Here is a 21,378-nt window from a genome sequence, read left to right as displayed (position 1 = left end):
GACGCGAGAGATACCCATGGCAAAGACCTCGATGGTCAACCGCGACATCAAGCGGACCAAGCTCGTCCAGAAATTCGCCACCAAGCGTGCCGAGCTGAAGGCGATCGTGCTGAGCCCCAGCGCTTCCTACGACGAGAAGATGGCGGCCCAGTCCAAGCTGCAGAAGCTGCCGCGCGATGCCAGCCCGGTGCGCCAGCGCACCCGTTGCGCGTTGACCGGTCGTCCGCGTGCCGTCTACGCCAAGTTCGGCCTGGGCCGCAACAAGCTGCGCGAAGCGACCATGCGTGGCGACGTGCCCGGCCTGCGCAAGGCCAGCTGGTAACCACCTTTCCGGGCCGGTCGACGGGATATTCCGTCGCCGGCTCACCCGGCGGGCTCAGCGTGCCGCCGGTAGATGCGACTACCGCATCGCTATTCGCTAAAACCTGAAAATGCTGTTATAGTCGGCGGTCTGCGCAAGGCAGGCCGGCGTCCGTGCCGGCTCACAATCTGATTGATTTCCGGTTTTATCGGATATCGGTGCACTCTGAAGGATGTTTTCATGAGCATGACTGATCCCATCGCCGATCTGTTCACGCGTGTCCGCAATGCCCAGGCCATGGGCAAGCCGACCGTGCGTATGCCGTCGTCGAAACTGAAGGTGGCGATCGCCGACCTTCTCAAGAACGAGGGCTACATCCTCGACGCCAAGACTTCCACCGAGGAAGGCAAGCCGGTGCTCGAGCTCAAGCTCAAGTATTTCGAGGGCCAGCCGGCCATCGAGCGCATTTCCCGTGTCAGCCGCTCCGGCCTGCGCGTCTATCGCGGCAAGGACGAGTTGCCGAAGGTCCTGGGTGGCCTGGGCATCTCGATCATCTCGACTTCCGCCGGTCTGCTGACCGATGCGCAGGCCCGCGCCAAGGGTCTGGGCGGCGAAGTCATCGGCCAAGTGGCATAAGGAGTCCATCAATGTCACGTGTTGCCAAACAACCAATTTCCCTGCCCAAGGGCGTCGAGATGACGGTCGGTAACGACGGAATCTCCGTGAAGGGCCCCAAGGGTACGCTGTCCGTGCATCACCTGCCGGGCGTCAGCATCGCCGTGGACAACGGCGTGGCGAACATCAGCCTGGTGGAAGGCGCCGACGACAAGTTCGGCGGCACCGCGCGCGCACTGCTGTCCAACATGGTCACCGGTGTCTCCACCGGCTACGAGCGCAAGCTTGAGCTGGTCGGCGTCGGCTACCGTGTTTCCATGCAGGGCAAGTCGCTGAACCTGAGCCTGGGCTTTTCCCACCCGGTGGTGTTCGATGCGCCGGAAGGCATCAGCATCGAAACCCCGACGCAGACCGAAGTCCTGATCAAGGGCGCGGACAAGCAGGCGGTGGGCCAGGTGGCGGCCAAGATTCGCGGCTTCCGTCCGCCGGAGCCCTACAAGGGCAAGGGCGTGCGTTATGCCGGCGAGAAGATCACCTTGAAGGAAGCAAAGAAGGCTTGATGCGGGTCCCTCCGCGAAGACCGGCCATCCATGGCCGGACTCTTCGAAAGAGCCGCTCATACTAGCCAATCCGCTTTCTGGAGACATGACGATGAACAAGAACGAAAACCGCCTGCGCCGTGCCAAGTCCACGCGGGCCCATATCCGCAAGCTGGCGGTCGCCCGCCTGTCGGTGCACCGTACGGGCCAGCACATCTATGCGCAGGTGTTCGACGCCTCCGGCAAGAACGTGGTGGCGGCTGCCTCCACCGTACAGAAGTCGGTGGCCGAGGGCCTGAAGGGGACCAAGAACCTGGCTGCCGCCGCTGCGGTGGGCAAGGCCGTCGCCGAGCGTGCGAAGGCCGCGGGTATCGAAGCGGTGGCGTTCGATCGCTCCGGTTTCCGCTATCACGGCCGCATCAAGGCACTGGCCGACGCGGCCCGCGAGGCCGGTCTGCAGTTCTGAGCGACACCCGGGTCAGGGCACGTCCCTGATTTCCATTGCATCACCTACAACTCCAAGCGGCCCAGCCGCAAACGAAGTCCCGGTCCGCCGGGCACATGGAAAAGAACATGTCTTCTACCGATCGCGAAAATTCCGACGGCCTGCTGGAAAAGCTGATTGCCGTCAACCGTGTGGCCAAAACCGTCAAGGGTGGCCGCCAGATGAGCTTCACCGCGCTGACCGTGGTCGGCGACGGCGAGGGCAAGGTCGGCTTCGGCTATGGCAAGGCGCGTGAAGTGCCGGTGGCCATTTCCAAGGCGATGGAGCGCGCCCGCCGCCAGATGGTGAACATCGAGCTGAACAACGGCACCCTGTGGTATGCCGTGAAGGCGAACCATGGCGCGGCCCGCGTCTACATGCAGCCGGCCTCCGAGGGTACCGGCGTGATCGCCGGCGGCGCCATGCGTGCCGTGCTGGAAGTGGTCGGCGTGAAGAACGTGCTGGCCAAGGCAGTCGGTTCGCGCAACCCGATCAACCTGGTGCGCGCCACCATCAAGGGCCTGCAGGCAGTCGCCTCGCCCAAGAAGATCGCCGCCAAGCGTGGCAAGAGCCTGGAAGAGGTGCTCGGCAATGGCTAAGAAGAACGAAACCGCCGCCACCGTGCGCGTGCGCCTGGTCAAGGGTCTGCGCGGCGTGCAGGCCCGGCACCGCCTGAGCGTCAAGGCGCTGGGCCTGGGCAAGATCGATGACGTCCGTGAATTGAAGGACAGTCCGCAGGTCCGTGGCCTGATCAATACGGTCTACTACCTGGTTCGGGTCGAGGAGTAAGCATCATGCGTCTGAATGACATCAAGCCGGCCGCCGGTTCCCACAAGACGCGCCTGCGCGTCGGCCGCGGCATCGGTTCGGGCCTGGGCAAGACCGCCGGTCGCGGCCACAAGGGTCAGCACGCTCGCGCAGGCGGCACCCACAAGTATGGCTTCGAGGGCGGCCAGATGCCGCTGAATCGCCGGATGCCGAAGATCGGCTTCCGTTCGAAGAAGCAGGCCGAGAGCCAGGAAGTGTTCCTGTACCAGCTGGCCAGCCTCAAGGGTGACGTGATCGACGTCGTCGCGCTGCATCAGGCTGGCCTGATCAACAGCCGCGCGAAGAAGGTCAAGGTGGTCCTCAAGGGCGAGATCGGTCGCGCGGTGAAGTTGTCCGGTCTGCTGGCTACCGCCGGCGCCAAGGCAGCCATCGAGGCTGCCGGCGGCAGCGTGGAGTAATCAGGTGGCAGCAGCCAAGGGCAATGCACTCGGCAAGCTCGGCAAGCTGACGGAGCTTCGCCAGCGTATCTTCTTCGTGATCGGTGCGCTGGTGGTGTTCCGGCTCGGTTCGTTCATTCCGGTTCCGGGCGTCAACCCGGAGGCGATGACCAACCTGGTCAACGGCAATGGCCTGATGGACATGTTCAACATGTTCTCGGGTGGCGCGCTGGAGCGCTTCTCGGTATTCGCGCTGGGCGTGATTCCGTACATCTCGGCGTCGATCGTGTTCCAGATGATGGGCGCGGTGGTACCGAGCCTGCAGAGCCTGCGCAAGGAAGGCGAGGCCGGTAAGCGCAAGATGACGATGTACACGCGCTATGCCACGGTGGCCCTGGCGGCGTTCCAGTCGTTCGGTATCGCAGTGGCGTTGCAGGGACAGGTTGCCGCGGGTGGCGCGCCGGTGGTCTATACCCCGGGCTTCGGCTTCATCTTCTCGTCCGTGGTCGGGCTTACCGCCGGCACCATGTTCCTGATGTGGCTGGGCGAGCAGATGACCGAGCGCGGCATCGGCAACGGCATTTCCCTGCTGATCTTCGCCGGCATCGTGGCCGGCCTGCCGGGGGCGGTGGTGCACACCCTGGGCATGGCCAGCAACGGCGAGCTGTCGCTGATCAAGTTGTTGATGGTGTTCGCCCTGGCGCTGGGCGTGACGGCGTTCGTGGTGTTCATGGAGCGCGCCCAGCGGCGCATCACGGTGAACTACGCGCGGCGTTCCGGCGGGCAGAAGGCCTACATGAACCAGAGCTCGAACCTGCCGCTGAAGATCAACATGTCGGGCGTGATTCCGCCGATCTTCGCCTCGAGCCTGCTGATGTTCCCGGCGACCGCGGTGAGCTGGTTCAGCACGGGGCAGCAATCGCGCTGGCTGCAGGACCTGACCCAGGCGCTGAGCCCGGGCAATCCGCTGTACGAGACCGTCTTTTCGGTACTGGTGATCGGTTTTGCGTTCTTCTACACGGCGATCGTGTTCAACGCCGACGAGACTGCCGACAACCTCAAGCGTTCCGGAGCGTTGATCCCGGGTATCCGTCCGGGCAAGGCCACGGCCGGCTACATCGATGCGGTGATGACGCGCCTGACCGGTGTCGGCGCGCTGTATCTGGTGCTGGTCTGCCTGGTGCCGTCGTTCATGCAGAGCGCCTGGCACGTACCGTTCTATTTCGGTGGCACGTCGCTGCTGATCGTGGTGGTGGTGGTGATGGATTTCACGGCACAGGTGCAGGCGCACCTGGTCAGTCACCAGTACGAAAGTCTGCTCAAGAAGGCCAATCTCCGTCGCAGCTAGTGGCTGCTGGGGCGAACGGGTCTGGTCGAAGTCGGAGGCTGGCGGCGCCTTGGTGCCGCAGGGCTTTCCAGTCAGGGTAATTCAGGTTAGAATTGCGCGTTTACCGCGCAAGAAACGCATCGGAGAAAGTACATCATGGCGCGCATCGCGGGTGTCAATTTGCCGGTCCAGAAGCATGTCTGGGTCGGTCTGCAGAGCATTTACGGTATCGGCCGCAGCCGGGCCAGGAAAGTCTGCGTGGATGCTGGCGTGGTTCCCACCACCCAGATCAAGTCCCTCAGTGAAGGCGAGGTGGAGAAGATCCGCCACGAGATCGCCAAGTACACCGTCGAGGGCGATCTTCGCCGCGAGGTGGGCATGGCCATCAAGCGCCTGATGGACCTGGGTTGCTACCGCGGCCTGCGTCATCGTCGCGGCCTGCCGGTGCGCGGCCAGCGCACGCGTACCAACGCACGCACCCGCAAGGGCCCGCGTCGCGCCATCAAGAAGTAAGTAACGGATTCCGAACATGGCCAAGCCTGTCAAGACCAAGAAGAAGATCAAGCGCGTTGTCACGGATGCCGTGGCCCACGTGCAGGCCTCCTTCAACAACACCATCGTCACCATTACCGATCGCCAGGGCAATGCCCTGTCGTGGGCGACCGCCGGCGGCGCGGGTTTCCGCGGTTCGCGCAAGTCGACCCCGTTCGCCGCCCAGGTGGCCGCCGAGAAGGCCGGTCGTGCCGCCGGCGACTACGGCGTGAAGACGGTGGAAGTGCGCATCAAGGGTCCGGGCCCGGGCCGCGAGTCGGCGGTGCGCTCGCTGAACGCGTTGGGCTACAAGGTGCTCAACATCATCGATGTCACGCCGATTCCGCACAACGGCTGCCGTCCCCCCAAGAAGCGTCGAGTCTAAGAGGTTGTTTTTTGCGATCATCCCTGATCGCGAAAATCAAAAACCGGCCTTCCTTGGCCGGACTATCGAAAGAGAAAAAACATGGCCCGTTATCGTGGAGCTACCTGCAAACTCGCCCGTCGTGAGGGTGCAGATCTCAGCCTGAAGAGCCCGGCGCGCGCGCTGGATTCCAAGTGCAAGCTGGAAAACAAGCCCGGTCAGCATGGCGCGAACAAGCGCATGCGCATGTCCGACTATGCCGTGCAGTTGCGCGAGAAGCAGAAGGTCAAGCGCATCTATGGCGTGCTTGAGCGCCAGTTCAGCAACTACTACACCAAGGCATCGACCCTCAAGGGCAACACCGGCGAGAACCTGCTGCGCCTGCTCGAGAGCCGCCTGGACAACGTCGTCTACCGCATGGGCTTCGCGGTCACCCGCGCCCAGGCCCGCCAGCTGGTCGCGCACAAGGCCATCCTGGTGAACGGCAAGAAGGTGAACATTCCTTCGTACCAGGTGCGCCCGGGCGATGCGATCGCGCTGACCGAGCGCGCCCGCAGCCAGCTACGCGTGCAGGAGGCGGCGACTGTGTTCGACACCATGGACTTGCGTCCGGGTTGGGTCGAAGTCGACAGCAAGAAGTTTGAAGGTATGTTCAAGTCGGTGCCGGATCGCGGCGATCTGCCGACCGACATCAATGAAGCCCTGATCGTCGAGCTTTACTCGAAGTAATTTTACCGGAGCTCTGCATGGCAGTTTCGTCAACTAGCGTGCTGCGGCCGCGTGGTCTCAGCGTCGAACAGCTCGGGGCCAACCGCGCCAAGGTGGTGGTCGAGCCGCTCGAGCGTGGCTTTGGCCACACCCTGGGCAACGCGCTGCGTCGCGTGCTGCTCTCCTCGATCCCCGGCAGCGCCATCGTCGAGGTGGAAATCGATGGCGTGCTGCACGAATACACCACCCTGGAAGGCCTGCAGGAGGATGTGATCGAAGTCCTGCTGAACCTCAAGGACGTGGCGATCCGTCAGCACAGCGGCGACGAGGTCACCCTGACCCTGTCCAAGAAGGGCAAGGGCGTGGTCACGGCCGGCGACATCGTCGTCGACCACTCGGTGGAGATCATCAACCCCGAGCACGTGATCTGCCACCTGACCAAGGACATCGCGCTCAACATGCGCCTGAAGGTGCGTCGCGGCGTCGGCTACCAGCCGGCCAGCGCGCGGCAGCATCCGGATGACGAGGCGCGTCCGATCGGCCGCCTGCAACTGGACGCGTCGTTCGCGCCGGTGCTGCGCGTGGCCTACGAAGTGGACGCGGCTCGTGTCGAGCAGCGTACCAACCTCGACAAGCTGGTGCTGGACATCGAGACCAACGGCACCATCGGCGCCGAGGATGCGGTGCGCAAGGCGGCCGAGATCATCAACGACCAGCTGTCGGTGTTCGGCGATTTCTCGCGTCGCGAGAGCGCCACCGACAAGGCGGAGAAGAGCGGTTTCGATCCGCTGCTGCTGCGCCCGATCGACGATCTGGAGCTCACCGTGCGTTCGGCGAACTGCCTGAAGGCCGAGAGCATCTATTACATCGGCGACCTGGTGCAGAAGACCGAGGTCGAGCTGCTGAAGACGCCGAACCTGGGCAAGAAGTCGCTGACCGAGATCAAGGACGTGCTGGGCGGTCGTGGCCTCGCGCTGGGCATGAAGCTCGAGAACTGGCCGCCGCCGGGCTTGTCGCACGGCATGCAGCTGGGTTGATGGAAAGCCGGGATCCCGTATCCCGAAAAACATAAGCGGATAGCCGCGGAAGGCCGGACGCAGGTGCCGGTCTTTCATAACAACAGACCAAAGAGAGTTCCGTCATGCGCCACATGAAATCCGGACGCAAGTTCAACCGGACCAGCAGCCATCGCGAAGCCATGTTCAAGAACATGGCTTCGTCGCTGTTCAAGCACGAGCTGATCCGTACCACCCTGCCGAAGGCGAAGGAACTTCGCCGCGTGGCCGAGCCGCTGATCACCCTGGCCAAGGCCGACGGCGTGGCCAATCGTCGCCTCGCCTTCTCGCGCCTGCGTGACAAGGAAGCGGTCGGCAAGCTGTTCGTCGAGCTGGGCCCGCGCTACAAGGAGCGCCCCGGCGGCTACCTGCGCATCCTGAAGTGCGGCTTCCGCGATGGCGACAACGCGCCGATGGCGTACGTCGAGCTGGTCGGCCGCCCGCAGGTCGAGGCCGTCGACGCCGAATAAGGCGGTCGATCGGGCGGGCCCACCGCACCTTCAGACAAGAGACCCGGCCGGGTGACCTGCCGGGTTTTCGCGTATGGGGGCTTCGCCGGGCCGGGTATTTCTGTCCGATGCCGCTTGCCTGCTGACAGCGTCCAGGCGAACGGGTAATGTCATTGGTTCCGCAACGCAGCAATCCACCATGAATCCATTCCGCTGGTCGTACCGTGTCAGTTTCCTCGTCGGCTTCCTGGTCTGCGTGGGCCTGCTCGGCTTTGCGCTGTACGCCGAATACGGACTGGGCATGACGCCGTGCCCGCTGTGCGTCTTCCAGCGCATCGCGTTCCTGTTCATGGCGCTGTTCTTCCTGGTGGGCGGCCTGCATGCGCCGCGTGGCAACGGCCGCTGGGCCTATGCAGGGCTGGTACTGGTCGGTGCGGTGGGTGGCATCGTCACCGCCGGCCGCCATCTCTGGCTGCAGACCCTGCCGGCCGACCAGGTGCCTTCCTGCGGTCCCGGCCTCGGCTACATGCTGGATGCGTTCCCGTTCTCCCGCATGCTGAAGCTGGTCTTCACCGGTTCGGGCGAGTGCGCCAAGGTCGAGCCGATCCTCGGCCTGCCGATGCCGGCCTGGACCCTGCTGTGGTACGTCGCGCTGGCCGTGCTGGCGATCGCGGCGGCGCGGCGCCGGTCTGCCGTGAAGTGAGCGTTCCCGTTGCCATCCAGGGTCGTGTGATGAATCCCGCCGTGTCCAACTTCCGTCTCCCCGCCGACTGGGCGCCCGACTCGTGGCAGCAGCGCGTGGCGCTGCAGCAGCCGCATTACGACGATGCGGGGGAACTGGCCGCCGCCGGCGCCCAGCTCGCCCGGTTGCCGCCGCTGGTGACCTCGTGGGAAGTGCTGGCGCTGAAGCAGGCGCTGGCCGAGGCGCAGGAGGGCGGGCGCTTCCTGCTGCAGGGCGGCGATTGCGCGGAGAGCTTCGCCGACTGCACCAGCCCGGTGATCTCGAACCGGCTGAAGGTGCTGCTGCAGATGAGCCTGGTGCTGGTGCACGGGCTGAAGAAGCCGGTGCTGCGGGTGGGCCGTTTCGCCGGGCAGTACGCGAAACCGCGTTCGACCGATAGCGAGACCCGCGACGGCGTGAGCCTGCCGAGCTTTCGCGGCGACCTCGTCAACGGCCCGGAGTTCACCGCCGCCGCGCGCCGGCCCGATCCGCAGCGGCTGATCCAGGCGCATGCGCATTCCGCCCTGACCATGAACTTCGTGCGCGCGCTGATCGACGGCGGCTTCGCCGACCTGCATCACCCGGAGTACTGGGATCTGGCCTGGGTCGAGCACTCGCCGCTGGCTGCCGAGTACCGCCAGATGGTCGCGGCCATCGGCGACTCGTTGCGCTTCATGGAGACCCTGGCCGGTCCGATCGCCGGTTTCTCCAAGGTGGACTTCTTCACCTCGCACGAGGCGCTGCTGCTGCACTACGAGCAGGCACTGACCCGCCAGGTGCCGCGCCATCCCGGCTGGTTCAACCTGTCCACCCACTTCCCGTGGATCGGCATGCGCACCGCCGCGCTGGATGGCGCGCACGTGGAATATTTCCGCGGCATCCGCAACCCGGTGGCGGTGAAGGTGGGGCCGTCGGTGACTGCCGCGCAATTGCTGCCGCTGATCGACGCGCTGAGCCCGGACGACGAGCCGGGCCGGCTGACCCTGATCCACCGCATGGGCAACGCGAAGATCGCCGCGGCGCTGCCGCCGCTGCTGGACGCGGTGAAGCGGTCCGGCCGCCGCGTGCTGTGGGTCGCCGACCCGATGCACGGCAACACCGAGAGTACCTCGAACGGTTACAAGACCCGCCGTTTCGACAACATCCGCGGCGAGCTCGACCAGGCGTTCGACATCCATGCCGCCGCCGGCACCCGGCTGGGCGGCGTGCATCTGGAGCTGACCGGCGAGGACGTCACCGAATGCATGGGCGGCGCCCGCGACCTGTCGGAGAGTGACCTCGACCGCGCCTACAAGTCGATGGTCGATCCGCGCCTGAACTACGAGCAGTCGCTGGAGCTGGCGATGCTGATCGTGCGCAAGTCGGCCGGGGCAATGCCGGCGCCCGAGTGATCGGCCATGACAGATGTCATGGCCGCGGACTGGCACTGTGCACTGGAGTGCGTGTGCCGGAAGCGTGACCATGGGTTCCTCTGACGGGGAGCACCGAACGGTGACCGATAAGAATCCGGCGTCGCCGCGCGTCGACCTCTGGACGCTGCTGGGGCTGGTGCTGCTGCTGTTGCCTTTGCTGACCATGGCGCATGAGCTGATGGGACACGCGCTTGCCTGCGTCGCCAGTGGCCATCGGCCCAGCGAGCTGGGCGCGTATTACGTCGAGTGCCCCGGGACGGGTAGCTGGAGCAGACGCATCGTGGCGATGGCCGGTACGGGCGTGGACGCGATACTGGCAACGTTGGCCTGTCTCGCCTGGAGCCGGGTGAAACGGCCGCTGCCGCGGCTGGTGCTGTGGATCGTGTTCGCCGTGAAGGGCATGGTCGCCGCGGGTTACTGGATGTTTTCCGGGGCGACCAACCTCGGCGACTGGGGGCCGGACACGGGTGGCGGCATCGGCCCGCTGCCGTGGCCGTGGCTGTGGCGCGGTGTGATGTTCGCCGTAGGCCTGTACGTCTACATCGCGGTGGTCCGTCGGGCCATACGCATGATGTGGGCAATGCTGGGCGGCGGCGGGCAGGCCCGGCATGAGCAGCGGAAGATTGCCATGACCGTGTACGCGATCGGCGGCATGGTCGCCGCGCTCGTCAGCCTGCTGAATCCGCTGGGTATCGCGATCACCCTGACGTCGGCAGTCGCTTCAACGTTCGGCGGCACGGCAGGGTTGTTCAACGTGGCCTATGCCCGTGCCTGCAACGAACCGCCGCGCGATTTCGCGATCGGCCGCCATGGCGCCATCGTGGTCGCCGGCGTGCTGGTGACGCTGGTGTTCGCGGTGGTGCTGGGGCCGACGGTCTACCTGCGCTAGCGACGCGCTACGGCCGTTTTCCAGTTGCCACGGACTTGCCGCCCACCGTCTCCAGGAACTGCGGCGGCTGCCACGCGCCGGCATGTTGCTCGAAGCCGTAGGCGATCGAGATCAGCGTGGGCTCGCTCCATTTCGCGCCGAACAGCACGATGCCGACCGGCAGGCCGTGGGCGAAGCCGGCGGGTACGGTGATCGAGGGGTAGCCGGCCACGGCCGCCGGCTGCGAGGCGCCGCCCACGGTGGGGTCGCCGCTGACGATGTGGTCGCCGAGCACCGGGTCGGTCATGAAGGCCGGACCCCACGACGGCGCCAGCAGGGCGTCCAGGTGCTGCGCCTGCAAGGCGGCGTCGATGCCCTCCGGTCCGGACAGCCGCTTCGCCTTGGCCAGCGCATCCGTGTACGCCTTGTCGCTGAGCGGTCCCTTCTTCTCCGCCTGTTCGAACAGCTCCTGGCCGAACCAGGGCATCTCCTCGCCGGCGTGTGCCTGGTTGAATGCGATCAGGTCGGCCAGCGTCCTTGCCTTGAGGTCGCGGCGGTTGGCGAGGTAGGCGTTGATGTCGTGCTTGAAGTCGTACAGCAGCACGGTCATCTCCGGCTCGCCCAGCTCGGCCAGGTGCGGCAGCGTGACCGGGTCGACGATGATCGCGCCCTGCGCCTTCATCAGCGCGATGGACGCGTCGAGCACGTGGTCGGCATTCGGCTCGGCGCCGGCGAGCTGGCGCACCACGCCGATGCGCTTGCCGCGCAGGCCGTTCGGGTCGAGGAACTTGGTGTAGTCGGTGGCGTGCCGGTCCGCTTCGGCGGTGGCCGGATCGCGCGGGTCGCTGCCGGCGATCACCGTGAGCAGGGCGGCGGCGTCGGCCACGCTGCGCGCCATCGGGCCGGCGGTGTCCTGGCTGTGGCTGATCGGCACGATGCCGCTGCGGCTGACCAGGCCCAGGGTGGGCTTGATGCCGACGATGCCGTTCATCGCCGCCGGGCAGATGATCGAGCCGTCGGTCTCGCTGCCGATCGCCAGCGTAGCCAGCCCGGCCGCCACTGCGGCGGCCGAGCCGGCACTGGAGCCGCAGGGGTTGCGGTCGAGCACGTAGGGGTTCTTGGTCTGCCCGCCGCGTCCGCTCCAGCCGCTGCTGGCGTGGTTGGAGCGGAAGTTGGCCCACTCGCTCAGGTTGGTCTTGCCCAGCACCAGCGCGCCGGCCTTGCGCAGCCGTTCGACCAGGCCGGCGTCGCGCGGCGCCGGCGCGTCGATGAGCGCCAGTGAGCCGGCGGTGGTGAGCATGCGGTCGCCGGTGTCGATGTTGTCCTTCAGCAGCACCGGAATGCCGTACAGCGGGCCGTGAGCCTTCGTGCGATTCGTGTCGAGTGCGCCGGCCAGCGCCAGCGCCTCGGGGTTCGTCTCGATCACCGCGCGCAGGGTCGGGCCGGAGCGATCGATGCGCTGGATGCGGTCGAGCAACGCCTGGGTCAGCTGGCGGCTGTCCAGCGTGCCGGCGTCCATACGCTGCTGCAGCTGCGCGATCGATGCGTAGGCGGTCTCCGGCGTAGCGGCCTCGGCGGCCAGTGCGGAGCCGGCAAGCAAGGTGGCGACGAAGGCGGCGAGATGGACCGCTGAATGCTTCACGATGACCCCCGATATGACGAGCGCGGCACGCAGCCGTGTCGGCCAAGCTTAGCGCCAGCGTGACCGGCGTGCGGTGGTGGCCGCAGTACAATCCCCGGATGATGACGAACGCCCGCGCCTGTCCAGTCCGTTTCCGCTCAGTCCGTTCCTTCGGTGTCGCGATCCTGCTGGTGACCACGCTGTTGTCTGGCGCTCCTGCCCGTGCCGCCGATACGGACGCTACGCCGCCGGTTCCCGACACCCTGCAGCAGCGTATCGCCGCCTGCACCGCCTGCCATGGCGTGCATGGCGAAGGCACGCCCGGCAGCGGCTACTTCCCGCGCCTTGCCGGCAAGCCGGCGGTGTATCTCGCGCGCCAGCTGCAGGATTTCCAGAACGGCCTGCGCAAGTACGCGCCGATGGAATACACCGTGCGCCAGCTGCCGCCCGCGTACATGCGCGAGATCGCCGAGTACTTCGCGGCGCAGCAGGTGCCGTACGGCCGTTCGCCGCTGCCGCCGGTATCCGCCGCGACGCTTGCGCGCGGCGAGGAACTGATCGGCAAGGGCGATCCGGCCCGCAGGATTCCTGCCTGCAGCAGCTGCCACGGCAGCCAGCTGACCGGGGTGGAGCCGTCCACGCCGGGGCTGGTCGGCCTGCCGTACGACTACATCAGTGCGCAGCTGGGCTCATGGCGCACGCACACCCGCGCCACGGTGGCGCCGGACTGCATGGCCGAGGTGGCGAGCCGGCTCGGCGCGTCGGACATCACTGCGGTGGCCGCCGCGCTGGCCAGCCGCGAGCTGCCGGCCGACACGCACCCGCAGCCGGCCGGTTCGGTGAAACCGCCGCTGGCCTGCGGCGTGCTGGGCGCGCCGGGAGACCCGTCGTGAAGTGGCTGCGCTGGCTGTTGCCGTCGGTGGCGCTGCTGGTCGTGCTGGCGCTGGGCTGGGTGCTGTTCGGCGGCCGCAGCCAGCCGACGCCGCCGGCCGCGAGCAAGGTCGCGGCGGCCAGCCTGCGCGATCCGGCGCTGCTCGCGAAGGGCGAGTATCTGGCTACGGTCGGCGACTGCGCCGGCTGCCATACCGCGCAGGGCGGCGCGCGCTACGCCGGCGGGCGGGCGCTGGCCACGCCGTTCGGCAACATTCCGGTGCCGAACATCACGCCCGACCGCGAAACCGGCCTGGGCGACTGGAGCTTCGAGGATTTCTGGCAGGCGCTGCACAGCGGCAAGGGCCGCCACGGCGAGCTGCTGTATCCGGCGTTCTCCTATACTTCGTACACCAAGGTCAGCCACGACGATGCGCTGGCGATCTTCGCCTGGCTGCAGTCGTTGGCGCCGGTGCGGCAGAAGAACATGACGCCGGCGCTGGCGTTCCCGTACAGCGTGCGCAACAGTCTGAAGGCCTGGCGCGTGCTGTACTTCCGCGAAGGCGAGTTCAAGCCCGACCCGGCGCAGTCGGCCGAGTGGAACCGCGGCGCCTACCTGGTGCAGGGACTGGGCCACTGCAACGAATGCCATGCGGCGCGCGACACGCTTGGCGGCACGCCGCAGGACGTGCACCTCAGCGGCGGCCAGATCCCGATGCAGAACTGGTACGCGCCTGACCTCAGCACTGGCAGGAACGGCGGCCTGGAAGGCTGGAGCGCGCAGGACATCGTCGACCTGCTGAAGACTGGCCAGTCGGCCCGGGGCGCGGCATTCGGTCCGATGGCCGCGGTGGTGTCGGGCAGCACCCAGCACCTGAGCGACGCCGACCTGCGCGCGATCGCCAGCTACCTGCAGTCGTTGCCGTCGCGGGAACAGCCGGCGCCACCGACCACGCCGTTCGACGCCAGGACGCTGGCCGAGCAGGGCACGAAGGTTTATGCGAAGCACTGCGCTGCATGCCATGGCAAGCACGGCGAGGGCGTGGCCGGGGTTTATCCGCCGCTGGACGGCAACTCCTCGGTGACCGAGCCGACCGGCATCAACGCGACCCGCATGGTGCTGCTCGGCGGCTTCGCGCCGGTTACTGCGGCGAACCAGCGGCCGTACTCGATGCCGCCGTTCGCGCAGCAGCTGAGCGACGCCGAAGTGGCGGCGGTGGTCACCTACATCCGCCGCACGTGGACCAACCAGGCTTCGATCGTGCGCGCCGAAGCGGTCAGCACGTACCGGCACACGCCGATCGACTGACTCCGGCTTCGCGTGTAGCAGCGCGCTCTGTGCGCGATGCTCTTGCGCTTACTGCATTCAGAGCCGAGAGCTTCAGAGACAAGAGCAAGAGCATCGCGCGCAAGCGCACTCCTACACGTCCGCCCGGGTAGCGTGATACAGCTTGCCCAGTGCCAGCCACGGCGCCAGGTCCCAGTGCCCGCGCGCCTGGCCGGATGGCGAGGGCAGCACGAACAGCCGCGTGCCGCCGACGGTGTCGCCCTGCAAGCCATAGCCGACTGCATGGCCGAGTGCGGCGCGCGCCGCGTTCTTGCTGGTGAAGGCGAGCAGGCGCGGAGCGTGGCGTTCGATCCGGGCGAACAGGGCAGGCGCATCGAACGCATCGGGCGGCAGCTCGTCGTCGTTGCCGCTGTGGCGCTTGGCCAGGTCGGTGAGGCCGATGCCGAACTGCGGCAGCAGCGGAAACTCCGCCGGCGCCAGCAGGCGCGGCGTGAGGCCGGACGCATGCAGCGCGCGCCAGAACAGGTTGCCGGGGTGGGCGTAGTAGGCGCGCTCGGCGGCCGAGCGCCTGCCTGCAGCGGTGCCGCAGAACACCAGCGCCAGCCCGGGTTGCAGCAGGTCGGGCAGGATCGGGCGCTCAGTCCGCCGCGGCATGGCCATCGGGCCGGCTGTCGTCCAGCAGGAAATCGGTGAACTGGAAGCGACCGTCGCGCAGTACCGATTCGCCTTGGCGCAGCTTGAGCGGCCGGCGGAACAGCGGCCCGGCGTAGCTCAGCGTGTGGAACTCGCCGCGCTCGCCGCAGGGGTCGACGCCGGCCGGCAGCGCGTCGAGCAGGGCGGCGTCGTAGGGGCGGCCGCAGAAGTCCGCGTCGAGCTGCTGGGTATCCACGCAGCACAGCACCGCACGGTGGCCTTCGCCGACGAAGCGGCGCGCCAGCGCGGCGGTGTCTTCGCCCCACAGCGGGAACACCGCGCGCCAGTTCTCGCGGCCGAGCTGGCGCACGCGGTAGTCGCGCACGTCCTCCAGGAACAGGTCGCCGAACGCGCAGTGGCGGATTCCCGGCCAGCGCATGCGCGCCTCGACCAGCGCCTGCGCGTGGGCCGCCTCGTAGGCTTCGTTGCTGCCGGGCCAGTCCAGCATCACCTCCAGCAACGGCAGGCCGAGCGCGGCGGCCTGCGCCTGCAGCACCTCGCGCGGCGTGCCGTGCATGGCCACGCGCTGGTAGTTGCGGTTGACCGTGGTGAGCAGGCCGGCCACCTGCCATTGCGGATCGGCCAGCAGCCGCTGCAGGGCCAGCAGGCAGTCCTTGCCGCCGCTCCAGGCCAGCAGGGTAGGCGTAGGCGTGGGGGTCGTCATGCGTTCGCTTCCGGGGTGGTCGGGTGGCAGAGCTTGTCGCGCGCCAGCGCCCATTTTGCGTCATCCGGCGCCGGTCTGCGGATTCCATGCCGTGGTTCATCGACAGTCCGTGGCTGCACCGCTATAAAGATCACCTGTCCGGGGGAGTATGCGGTGAGCGAAGAAATCCTGATCAACGTGACCCCGCGCGAGACGCGGGTCGGGGTGGTCGAGAACGGCATGCTGCAGGAGGTACACGTCGAGCGGGCGTCGCGGCGCGGCTATGTCGGCAACATCTACAAGGGTCGCGTGCAGCGGGTGATGCCGGGCATGCAGGCGGTGTTCGTGGAGATCGGGCTGGAGCGCGCGGCGTTCCTGCACGCCTCGGACATCGTGCGCCCGGCACCGGCCGAGGGCGCCGAGTCGAACGGCAACGGCCACCTGCCCTCGATCAGCGAACTGGTGCACGAAGGCCAGGAGATCGTGGTGCAGGTGGTCAAGGACCCGATCAGCACCAAGGGCGCGCGGCTGTCGGCGCACCTGTCGATCCCTTCGCGCTACCTGGTGCTGCTGCCGTACGCGCGCACGCTGGGCATTTCCGCGCGGATCGAGGACGAGGCCGAGCGCCAGCGCCTGCGCGAGGTACTGACCCCGCTGCTCGGCGACACTCCGCTGGGCTACATCGTGCGCACCAATGCGGAGGGGCAGAGCGCCGAGTCGCTGGCGTTCGACGTGACCTACCTCGGCAAGGTGTGGCGGGTGGTGCAGGAGAACATCGCCAGGGCGAAGGTCGGCGAGCGCGTGTACGAGGAATTGTCGCTGCCGCTGCGCAGCCTGCGCGACATGCTCAACGAGGACATCGAGAAGGTGCGGGTGGATTCGCGCGCGACGTTCGAGAACGTGGTCAAGTTCGTGCACAAGTTCATGCCGAACCTGGACGACCGCGTCGAGCACTACGACGGCGAACGGCCGATCTTCGACTTGTACGGCGTCGAGGACGAGATGCAGCGCGCGCTGAAGAAGGAAGTGCCGCTGAAGTCAGGCGGCTACCTGATCGTCGACCAGACCGAGGCGATGACCACCATCGACGTCAACACCGGCGCCTACCTGGGCACGCGCAACCTGGAGGAGACCGTCTACCGCACCAACCTTGAGGCGGCGCAGGCGGCGGCGCGCCAGCTGCGCCTGCGCAACCTCGGCGGCATCATCATCATCGACTTCATCGACATGAGCGACGAGGAGCACAAGCGGCAGGTGCTGCGCATGCTCGGCAAGGGGCTGGCGCGCGACCACGCCAAGACCACGGTGTACCCGATGTCGGCGCTGGGCCTGGTCGAGATGACCCGCAAGCGCACCACCGAAAGCCTGGCCCGCCAGCTGTGCGAGCCGTGCCCGGCCTGCAACGGCCGCGGCGTGCTGAAGACCGCCGAAACGGTGACCTACGAGATCTTCCGCGAGATCACCCGCGCGGTGCGCCAGTTCAACGCGCGGAAGCTGCTGGTGATGGCCAGCCCGGCGGTGGTCAACCGGATCCTGGAAGAGGAATCCGGCGCGGTGGCCGAACTGGAAGAGTTCATCTCCAAGAGCATACGCTTCCAGGCCGAAGAGCATTATTCGCAGGAACAGTTTGATGTCGTGTTGCTGTAATTCCGGCGGCTGCCCATCCATGCGGAACCGCCGCGCGTGAACGCGCTGTGGCGGCGCCGGCTGCATCGTTGCGCGCGCGCGTCGGGCTGGGTCGCCGGGGTGGCGCTGATCCTGCTTGCCGTGGTCGCGGCGCTGGCCCAGTTGCTGCTGCCGCTGCTGGCGCGGCATCCGGACTGGGTGGCCGCGCAGCTCAGCGCGCGGCTGCAGCGGCCGGTCAGCTTCGCCTCGATGGAGGGGCGCTGGACTGGCTCCGGCCCGGTGTTCGTGATGCATGGGGTAAGCGTCGGCGCGGCCGCCGGCGAGAGCGGTGCCGTGCTGCAGCTGCCCGAATCGGAGCTGAAACTCGACTTCGGCGGCTGGCTGCTGCCGTCGCGGCACCTGCTCAACCTGCACGTGCGCGGCCTGCAGCTGGACCTGCTGCGCGACGCCGGCGGCTGGCATGTCAACGGCATCGGCGTGGCCGGCGACAGCGCACGGCAACCGTTGTCGCCGGGCCGGCTGTCGGCCGACCTGTGGCTGGAAGACCTGCGCGTGGTGGTCACCGACGCCACCCTGGGCAAGCACTACACGCTGCTGTCGAAGCAGCTGCGGCTGAGCCACCAGGGCAACCGGATCCGCTTCGGCGGCGTGCTGCGGCGCGACGGCGTGAGCGCCGCGCTGCGCACCGCCGGCCGTTTCCGCGACGACGGCAGTGCGGGCCAGGTCTGGGTCGAGGTGGGTGGCGCCGAGCTGAAACCGCTGCTGGACGGCATCGACCTGGGTGGCTACACCATCGACCACGGTCGCGGCCAGCTGAATGCCTGGCTCGATTGGCGCAACGGCCAGCTGAGCCGCAGCCTGATCCGTTTCGACCTCGACACGCTGGCGGTGACCGCGCCGGCTGGCGGCAAGGCCAGCGTGGCCTCGCTGCACGGCTTGGCCGGCGTGCGCCATGCGGACGACGGTTACGACCTGCGCTGGGCTGGTGACGACGGCAGCGCCCTGGCGCTGAACCTGCGCCAGGGCAGCGGCAACGCCAGCGTGGACGTGGCCGCGCGCCAGCTGCAGCTGGCGCCGCTGCTGCCGTGGCTGGCGCTGAAGCCGGCGCTGTCGCCGGCGCTGTCGCAGTGGCTGGGCAGCGGCCATCCGCGCGGCGTGCTGGATCGGCTCGTGCTGCACTGGAGCCGCGCACAGGGCCTGCGTTCGGTCGAGCTGGCGTTCAGCGGCCTGGGCATCGACCCGGTCGGCAAGCTGCCGGGCGTGAGCAGCCTGCACGGCGAGCTGCGCGGCGACGCCGAGGCGCTGTCGCTGGAACTGCCCGCCCAGGCCACCACGCTGGCCTTCCCACACACCTTCCGCCAGCCGTTCGTGCTGTCGCGTTTGGCCGGCACGCTGGCGTTCTGGCCGCAGGACGGCGACTGGCACATTGGCGTTGACGCACTGGACTTCAACGGCGCCGGCTACGCCGGCCAGGCCCGCGGCGAGCTGATGTTGCCGGCGCAGGGCGGCGCCCCGTTCATGGAGATGTACGCGAAGCTGACGCAGGCCGACGTGGTCGCCGCCAAGCTGTTCTGGCCGATCGACTCGATGTCGCCCGGCACCGTTGCCTGGCTCGACCGCGCCCTGGTCGCCGGCCGCCTCGACCACGCCGACGTGCTGCTGCGCGGCGACCTGCGCGACTGGCCGTTCCGGCACAACGAAGGCCGCTTCGAGGCGCGCGCGGTGATCGGCGACCTCACCCTCGACTACGGCAAGGGCTGGCCGCGCGCCGAAGGCGTCAGCGCCGTGGCCAACTTCATCGACAACGGCATGCTGGTCGAGGCCGACGGCGGGCACGCGCTGGGCGTGAAGGCGGACCGGGCGGTCGCGCTGATCCCGGATTTCCACGACGCGCTGCTCGACCTCAACGTGCAGGGCAGCGGCAACGGCGCCAGCCTGATGGAGTTCGTGCGCAAGAGCCCGATCGCCAGCCGCGAGGCCGACACCCTGGCCAAGCTGAAGCTGGGCGGCAGCGGCACGTTCGGCTTCCACCTGGCGCTGCCGTTGAAGGAGGGTCTCGGCGAGCCGCGGTTGGACGGCCTGGCCGAGCTGAAGGACGCCGACCTCAGCGCGCCGGCGTGGAAACTCCAGCTGGACAAGCTCAACGGCCCGCTCAGCTTCGACCTGCACGGCATGCGCGCCGGCCCGCTGGACGCCGGCTTCCGCGGCCAGCCGTCGACCCTGCAACTGGCGATCGCTGGGGCCAACAGCGACCCGGCCACCGTGCTGTCGGCGCAGTTGCACGGCAACTACCGCCTGGCCGAGCTGGTGCAGGATTATCCGACCCTGGACTGGATCGGCAAGCTGGGCGACGGGCGTGGCGCGTTCGACATCGGCTTCACCATCGCCCGCGTGCCGGGTCGCGACGCGCTGGCGCAGACGCTCAGCGTCGACTCGCCGCTGGACGGCATCGCGCTGGAGCTGCCCGCGCCGCTGCACAAGCCGGCGGCGGCCAGCCTGCCGCTGCACCTGACGATGAGTCTGCCAATCGAGGGCAGCGAGCTGCGGCTCGGCCTGGGTGATGCGATGCGCGGCTACCTGCGCCTGGCCGACGCGCAGCGCCCGCTGGCCGGCACCCTTGCGTTCGGCAGCCGGGTGCCCGCGGAACTGCCATCGCGCGACCTGCGCATCCGCGGCCATGCCGGCCGGCTCGACGTCACCGGCTGGGTGCAGCACGTGGCGGCCGGCAGCGGCAGCGATGGGCCGGGGCTGGAGAGCCTGGAGGTCAGCGCCGACCAGACCGAGTGGTTCGGTCGCGAGCTGGGCGCGCTGAAACTGCATGCCACGCCGCAGGCGGATCTGCTCAGCGTGGACGTGGACGGCCCGGCGATGCTCGGCAACTACAGCATCCCGAGGCAGGAACTGGACAAGCGCGGCATCACCGCGCGGCTGAAGCGGCTGTACTGGCCGAAGGACCCCGGCGCCGAAGCCGCCAGCCATCCACCCAAGCCCGATGCCGGCGCCGCGCTGCCGGCCGCCGCGACACCGGCGGCGCCGGCGCCCGACCCGGCCAACACCGGGATCAACCCGGCGGCATTGCCGCCGTTCCACGTGTGGATTGGTGACCTGCGCATGGGCGACGCCAAGCTCGGCGAAGCGCGCCTGGAGACCTGGCCCACCGCCGAAGGCCTGCACATCGAGCAGTTGCGCGCGCTGTCCAGCCGCGTGCAGATCACCGGCAGCGGCGACTGGAACGGCAATGCCAGCAACAGCCACACGCACATGAAGATCAACTTCGCCGCCGAGGATCTCGGCGCGATGCTGGGCGCACTCGGTTTCGACGGGCTGGTCAACGGCGGCAAGACGCGCGACCAGCTCGACGCCAGCTGGCCGGGCGCGCCCAGCGGGCTGGCGCTGGCCACCATGGACGGCACCCTCAGCATCCGCGTCGACGACGGCCGCATCCCCGAGGCAACCTCGCCCGGCGTGGGGCGGCTGCTCGGGCTGGTCTCGCTGACCGAGCTGCCGCGCCGGCTCACCCTGGATTTCGGCGACGTATTCGGCAAGGGGCTGGCGTTCGACTCGATCAGCGGCGACTTCAAGCTGGCCAACGGCAATGCCATCACCGACAACCTGTCGATCGTCGGCCCGGCCGCCAACATCAGCGTCAACGGCCGCACCGGCCTGCGCGCGCGCGACTACGACCAGCAGATGGTGGTGGTGCCGCACGTCGGCAACAGCCTGCCGCTGGTGGGCGCGATGGTCGGCGGCCCGGTCGGCGCCGCGGCAGGCTTCGCCGTGCAGGGCATTCTTGGCCGCGGCCTCAACCAGGCCGCCAGCGCGCGCTACCGCATCACCGGCAGCTGGGATGAGCCGGTGATCACCCTGGTCGAGAAGCGCGGCAGCATGCCCCCGCCGGCAGCGCCCTTGCTCAACCCCGCCGGCAGCCGGCCGGCTGCCGGCGGGGGCGCGACGCAGCTGCCTGCGCTCGGCCTGCCGGCAGCGGCCGGCAGCGCCGTGTTGCCGGCCGCGCCAAGCTCGGTTCCGCCGCCCGCCTCCAGGCTTTAAAGCCGCCGGCG

23 protein-coding genes are annotated in these 21,378 nt (G+C 68.1%); 20 read left to right on the top strand and 3 right to left on the bottom strand.

What is annotated here, in order from left to right:
• The first annotated feature begins 16 nt into the window (after positions 1-16).
• The 16 genes from rpsN (at position 17) to RHOOR92_RS0107225 (ending at position 10,600) form a co-directional block, all read left to right on the top strand.
• A complete protein-coding gene (rpsN, locus tag RHOOR92_RS0107300) occupies positions 17-322 on the top strand; it encodes a 30S ribosomal protein S14 (protein WP_007513366.1) in 306 nt (101 codons plus the stop codon).
• 219 nt (positions 323-541) lie between these two features.
• A complete protein-coding gene (gene rpsH / locus RHOOR92_RS0107295) occupies positions 542-937 on the top strand; it encodes a 30S ribosomal protein S8 (RefSeq protein ID WP_007513367.1) in 396 nt (131 codons plus the stop codon).
• Between the two features lie 11 nt (positions 938-948).
• On the top strand, positions 949-1,476 hold the full coding sequence (gene rplF, locus RHOOR92_RS0107290; protein WP_007513369.1) for a 50S ribosomal protein L6: 528 nt from the start codon (positions 949-951) through the stop codon (positions 1,474-1,476).
• Positions 1,477-1,561: 85 nt separating this feature from the next.
• Positions 1,562-1,921 (top strand): 50S ribosomal protein L18, encoded by a 360-nt coding sequence (rplR, locus tag RHOOR92_RS0107285; RefSeq protein WP_174315851.1) that lies wholly within the window; start codon positions 1,562-1,564, stop codon positions 1,919-1,921.
• Positions 1,922-2,028: 107 nt separating this feature from the next.
• The gene (gene rpsE / locus RHOOR92_RS0107280; RefSeq protein ID WP_007513373.1) at positions 2,029-2,538 is read left to right on the top strand and encodes a 30S ribosomal protein S5; all 510 of its coding nucleotides are present in this window, start codon (positions 2,029-2,031) and stop codon (positions 2,536-2,538) included.
• Entirely contained in the window at positions 2,531-2,728 is a 198-nt protein-coding gene (rpmD, locus tag RHOOR92_RS0107275) for a 50S ribosomal protein L30 (protein ID WP_007513375.1), read from the top strand. Before rpsE ends, rpmD begins: the two co-directional genes overlap by 8 nt.
• Positions 2,729-2,733: 5 nt before the next feature.
• Positions 2,734-3,165, top strand: coding sequence for a 50S ribosomal protein L15 (rplO, locus tag RHOOR92_RS0107270; protein ID WP_027489949.1), 432 nt, complete (start codon positions 2,734-2,736; stop codon positions 3,163-3,165).
• Between the two features lie 4 nt (positions 3,166-3,169).
• Positions 3,170-4,492: a preprotein translocase subunit SecY gene (gene secY / locus RHOOR92_RS0107265; protein ID WP_007513379.1), complete on the top strand. Its 1,323-nt coding sequence runs from the start codon at positions 3,170-3,172 to the stop codon at positions 4,490-4,492.
• Between the two features lie 135 nt (positions 4,493-4,627).
• Positions 4,628-4,984 carry a 30S ribosomal protein S13 gene (gene rpsM, locus RHOOR92_RS0107260; protein WP_007513382.1) on the top strand — a complete coding sequence of 119 codons (357 nt, stop codon included), beginning with the start codon at positions 4,628-4,630 and terminating at the stop codon, positions 4,982-4,984.
• 16 nt (positions 4,985-5,000) lie between these two features.
• Positions 5,001-5,387 (top strand): 30S ribosomal protein S11, encoded by a 387-nt coding sequence (gene rpsK, locus RHOOR92_RS0107255; protein ID WP_007513384.1) that lies wholly within the window; start codon positions 5,001-5,003, stop codon positions 5,385-5,387.
• Between the two features lie 81 nt (positions 5,388-5,468).
• On the top strand, positions 5,469-6,095 hold the full coding sequence (gene rpsD, locus RHOOR92_RS0107250; protein WP_027485138.1) for a 30S ribosomal protein S4: 627 nt from the start codon (positions 5,469-5,471) through the stop codon (positions 6,093-6,095).
• A gap of 17 nt (positions 6,096-6,112) precedes the next feature.
• Complete coding sequence (gene rpoA, locus RHOOR92_RS0107245) at positions 6,113-7,111, top strand: DNA-directed RNA polymerase subunit alpha (RefSeq protein ID WP_007513388.1); 999 nt, start codon at positions 6,113-6,115, stop codon at positions 7,109-7,111.
• 104 nt (positions 7,112-7,215) lie between these two features.
• Entirely contained in the window at positions 7,216-7,599 is a 384-nt protein-coding gene (gene rplQ / locus RHOOR92_RS0107240) for a 50S ribosomal protein L17 (RefSeq protein WP_007513389.1), read from the top strand.
• A 178-nt stretch (positions 7,600-7,777) separates the two neighbouring features.
• Positions 7,778-8,281: a disulfide bond formation protein B gene (locus tag RHOOR92_RS0107235; RefSeq protein WP_027489948.1), complete on the top strand. Its 504-nt coding sequence runs from the start codon at positions 7,778-7,780 to the stop codon at positions 8,279-8,281.
• A gap of 29 nt (positions 8,282-8,310) precedes the next feature.
• Complete coding sequence (locus RHOOR92_RS0107230) at positions 8,311-9,690, top strand: 3-deoxy-7-phosphoheptulonate synthase class II (RefSeq protein WP_027489947.1); 1,380 nt, start codon at positions 8,311-8,313, stop codon at positions 9,688-9,690.
• Positions 9,691-9,790: 100 nt separating this feature from the next.
• Entirely contained in the window at positions 9,791-10,600 is an 810-nt protein-coding gene (locus tag RHOOR92_RS0107225) for a hypothetical protein (RefSeq protein WP_027489946.1), read from the top strand.
• A gap of 7 nt (positions 10,601-10,607) precedes the next feature.
• Here the strand turns inward: RHOOR92_RS0107225 and RHOOR92_RS0107220 are convergent, their stop codons facing one another.
• The gene (locus RHOOR92_RS0107220) at positions 10,608-12,221 is read right to left on the bottom strand and encodes an amidase (protein WP_027489945.1); all 1,614 of its coding nucleotides are present in this window, start codon (positions 12,219-12,221) and stop codon (positions 10,608-10,610) included.
• Positions 12,222-12,319: 98 nt separating this feature from the next.
• Between RHOOR92_RS0107220 and RHOOR92_RS0107215 the strand changes: the two genes are divergently transcribed.
• Together RHOOR92_RS0107215 and RHOOR92_RS0107210 are read left to right on the top strand one after the other, a co-directional pair.
• Positions 12,320-13,093 carry a c-type cytochrome gene (locus RHOOR92_RS0107215; protein WP_196802009.1) on the top strand — a complete coding sequence of 258 codons (774 nt, stop codon included), beginning with the start codon at positions 12,320-12,322 and terminating at the stop codon, positions 13,091-13,093.
• Positions 13,090-14,379: a cytochrome c gene (locus tag RHOOR92_RS0107210; RefSeq protein ID WP_007513402.1), complete on the top strand. Its 1,290-nt coding sequence runs from the start codon at positions 13,090-13,092 to the stop codon at positions 14,377-14,379. The genes RHOOR92_RS0107215 and RHOOR92_RS0107210 overlap by 4 nt, the downstream gene beginning before the upstream one ends.
• Positions 14,380-14,490: 111 nt before the next feature.
• On the opposite strand, the gene RHOOR92_RS0107205 is transcribed toward RHOOR92_RS0107210, so the two are convergent.
• Together RHOOR92_RS0107205 and RHOOR92_RS0107200 are read right to left on the bottom strand one after the other, a co-directional pair.
• Complete coding sequence (locus tag RHOOR92_RS0107205) at positions 14,491-15,018, bottom strand: mismatch-specific DNA-glycosylase (RefSeq protein WP_007513404.1); 528 nt, start codon at positions 15,016-15,018, stop codon at positions 14,491-14,493.
• Positions 14,996-15,715, bottom strand: a complete 720-nt coding sequence (locus RHOOR92_RS0107200; protein WP_027489943.1) for an ATP-binding protein — start codon at positions 15,713-15,715, stop codon at positions 14,996-14,998. Before RHOOR92_RS0107200 ends, RHOOR92_RS0107205 begins: the two co-directional genes overlap by 23 nt.
• Positions 15,716-15,868: 153 nt before the next feature.
• On the opposite strand from RHOOR92_RS0107200, the gene rng reads away from it, so the two are divergent.
• Together rng and RHOOR92_RS0107190 are read left to right on the top strand one after the other, a co-directional pair.
• Positions 15,869-17,341: a ribonuclease G gene (rng, locus tag RHOOR92_RS0107195; protein ID WP_007513409.1), complete on the top strand. Its 1,473-nt coding sequence runs from the start codon at positions 15,869-15,871 to the stop codon at positions 17,339-17,341.
• A 36-nt stretch (positions 17,342-17,377) separates the two neighbouring features.
• Entirely contained in the window at positions 17,378-21,367 is a 3,990-nt protein-coding gene (locus RHOOR92_RS0107190; protein WP_027489942.1) for a YhdP family protein, read from the top strand.
• Positions 21,368-21,378 lie beyond the last annotated feature (11 nt).

Origin of the sequence: Rhodanobacter sp. OR92 (assembly GCF_000427545.1) — a bacterium.
Classification (GTDB): Bacteria; Pseudomonadota; Gammaproteobacteria; order Xanthomonadales; family Rhodanobacteraceae; genus Rhodanobacter; species Rhodanobacter denitrificans.
This window is presented reverse-complemented; position numbering and strand designations above follow the sequence as displayed.